This window comes from Burkholderia sp. YHN3-13, from assembly GCF_055810675.1.
In genome coordinates this window covers 1-2,145 of record NZ_JBVVNQ010000062.1, presented here as the reverse complement: position 1 = coordinate 2,145, position 2,145 = coordinate 1, and the positions used below count along the sequence as shown (strand labels likewise).

Genomic DNA, 2,145 nt, shown 5'->3' with positions numbered 1-2,145 from the left:
TTGGTCGTGTCGGATTTTGCAGAGAGCGTGGCGAGCGTCGCTTCGAACCAACGCTTCATGTCGTCGAGCAGCGGCACCGCCCGCGCTTGGCGCACACTGCGCCGTTCGTCGGGCGGCTTGCCGCGGATCTGCTCTTCGATCTTGTAGAGCGCGCCGATCCGGCGCAGCGCCTCCTCCGTCACGGCGTTGGGGCGCACCGCATGCAGCTCGTGGATCTTCCGGCGCGCGTGAGCCATACATGCGGCTTCCTGGACGCGGCCGTCGAGATATAGCTCGGCATAGCCCGCGAACGCATCGGCCTGCAGCACACCGGTGAAGTGAGCGAGATGTTGCTGCGGATGCTCACCGCGGCGATCGGCCGTGTAGGCGAACCAGACCGCCGGCGGTTCGTCGGAGCCGCTCGGCCGATCATCGCGCACGTAGACCCAGAGACGTCCTGTCTTCGTGCGACCGTTGCCCGGCGCCAGCACCGGCAGCGGCGTGTCGTCCGCATGCACCTTACCGCAGGCCAGCGTGTAGCGGCGCACGGCGTCGACCAACGGTGCGAGCAGTACCGTGATGCTGCCCATCCAGTAGCCCATCGCGCCGGGATCGATCTCGACGCCGTCACGCGCGTACATCACCGCCTGGCGGTGCAGCGGGAGGTGGTACGCGAACTTCGACACGGCGATGTGGGCGAGCAGCGCCGGACCCGGGATGCCCCGATCGATCGGGCGGCTCGGCGCCGCGGCCTGCACAATGCGATCACAGCGCGCGCAGGCCAGCTTCGGGCGGCGATGACGGATCACACGGAAGTGCGCACGCACGTATTCGAGTTGCTCCGCGACGTCTTCGCCCAACGGCTTGAGCTGCCCACCGCAATCGGGGCAGTCATCATCGGTGGGCAGATGGACGCGCTCTTCGCGTTCAAGATGTTCGGGTAGCGGCTTGCGGCTCGGACCTTCGCGGCGCGGCCGCTTTGCCTCGGGAGCGGCTGCCACATCGGCGGCGCCTTCGTCGGCCTGCAGATCCTCCAGCCGCAATTCGAGCTGTTCGATCTGGCGATCTAGTTTCTCCGATTTCCGGCCGAACTGCATTCGGCGCAGTTTCGCGATCGTGAGCTTCAGATGCTCGATTTCGAGTGCCCGCGACGAGAGCTGCTTTCGCAGCTCAGCAACCTGAGCATCACGCTCAAGCAGCAACGCTTTCAGAGCGTTGATGTCGTCGGGCAGCGCGGTCGAGGTCGATTCCATGAGGACAGTTTACGACTGCCCACGATCACGCGAACGCCAGTTAACAATGGTTTACAGCGCGCTACGTGGGCGCGCGGCTTCGACCGGCTGTCGCCAATCGAAGCCCTCGAGCAACAACGACAGCTGAGCGGTTGTCAGCGCGACCACACCAGAGTCGGCACGGGGCCAAGCAAAGCGTCCTTTTTCGAGCCGCTTCGCCAATAAACATAGCCCGCCGTCGCTCCAATACAAGCACTTCAGCAGGTCACCGCGCTTGCCCCGGAACACGAACACGTGTCCAGAGAACGGATCTTTCTCCAGCACCGTCTGTACCTTTGCGGCCAACGAATTGAAGCCGCATCGCATATCGGTGACGCCCGCCGCGATCCAGATCCGCGTGTTTTGAGGCAGACCGATCATCGTAAAATGCAATCGAGAACAGAACGCAGCACGTCTGGGTCCGGCGCGCCTTCGATACGAATCGACGTCTTGCCATGCTGGATCTGGATCGAGCCGGACGGTATGTTGTCGGTCGCAGTCGGCACCTCGAGCGCCATCGACGGCTGAGACGGTTCGTTGACGACAACCGGCAGCATTGCGTCTGGAATCGCATCGTCCGTTAGCAAGCCTTGCGCATGGAGGCGGCGCCATGCCCACACCTGATTGGCATTGATGCCGTTCTCGCGAGCAACACGGGCGACCGACGCGCCGGGCTCGAATGTCAGCGCGACGATGGTCCGCTTCCATTCCGTGGGATGTCGGCGAGTTTGCCGTTTCGGCGGGATCTCGACTGTCTGAGTCACTCTGTCCACAACTCCTATCGTAAGCGCCCGGCGAAGGCATCTTGATCGGCAAGTCGTGCCGCCCGACGATCATGTCCATTCAAATTTTAAATGGACAGGTGTACATGATGGAAGACGTCGAAGTTGTTGAG

3 protein-coding genes are annotated in these 2,145 nt (G+C 63.1%); all 3 read right to left on the bottom strand.

Annotation, left to right across the window (positions count from 1 at the left end):
- Positions 1-1,232: IS66 family transposase (tnpC, locus tag AC0KUR_RS37790; protein WP_473377375.1), on the bottom strand; the 1,232-nt coding region annotated here is incomplete at its 3' end.
- 51 nt (positions 1,233-1,283) lie between these two features.
- A complete protein-coding gene (tnpB, locus tag AC0KUR_RS37785) occupies positions 1,284-1,631 on the bottom strand; it encodes an IS66 family insertion sequence element accessory protein TnpB (RefSeq protein WP_059671215.1) in 348 nt (115 codons plus the stop codon).
- Positions 1,628-2,014 carry an IS66-like element accessory protein TnpA gene (gene tnpA / locus AC0KUR_RS37780; protein ID WP_226159426.1) on the bottom strand — a complete coding sequence of 129 codons (387 nt, stop codon included), beginning with the start codon at positions 2,012-2,014 and terminating at the stop codon, positions 1,628-1,630. The genes tnpB and tnpA overlap by 4 nt, the downstream gene beginning before the upstream one ends.
- Between the last annotated feature and the right edge of the window lie 131 nt (positions 2,015-2,145).

What these genes read in the sequence shown, in the direction of transcription:
- tnpB (WP_059671215.1), bottom strand. Translation starts at nt 1,631, where the DNA reads ATGATCGGTCTGCCTCAAAACACGCGGATCTGGATCGCGGCGGGCGTC.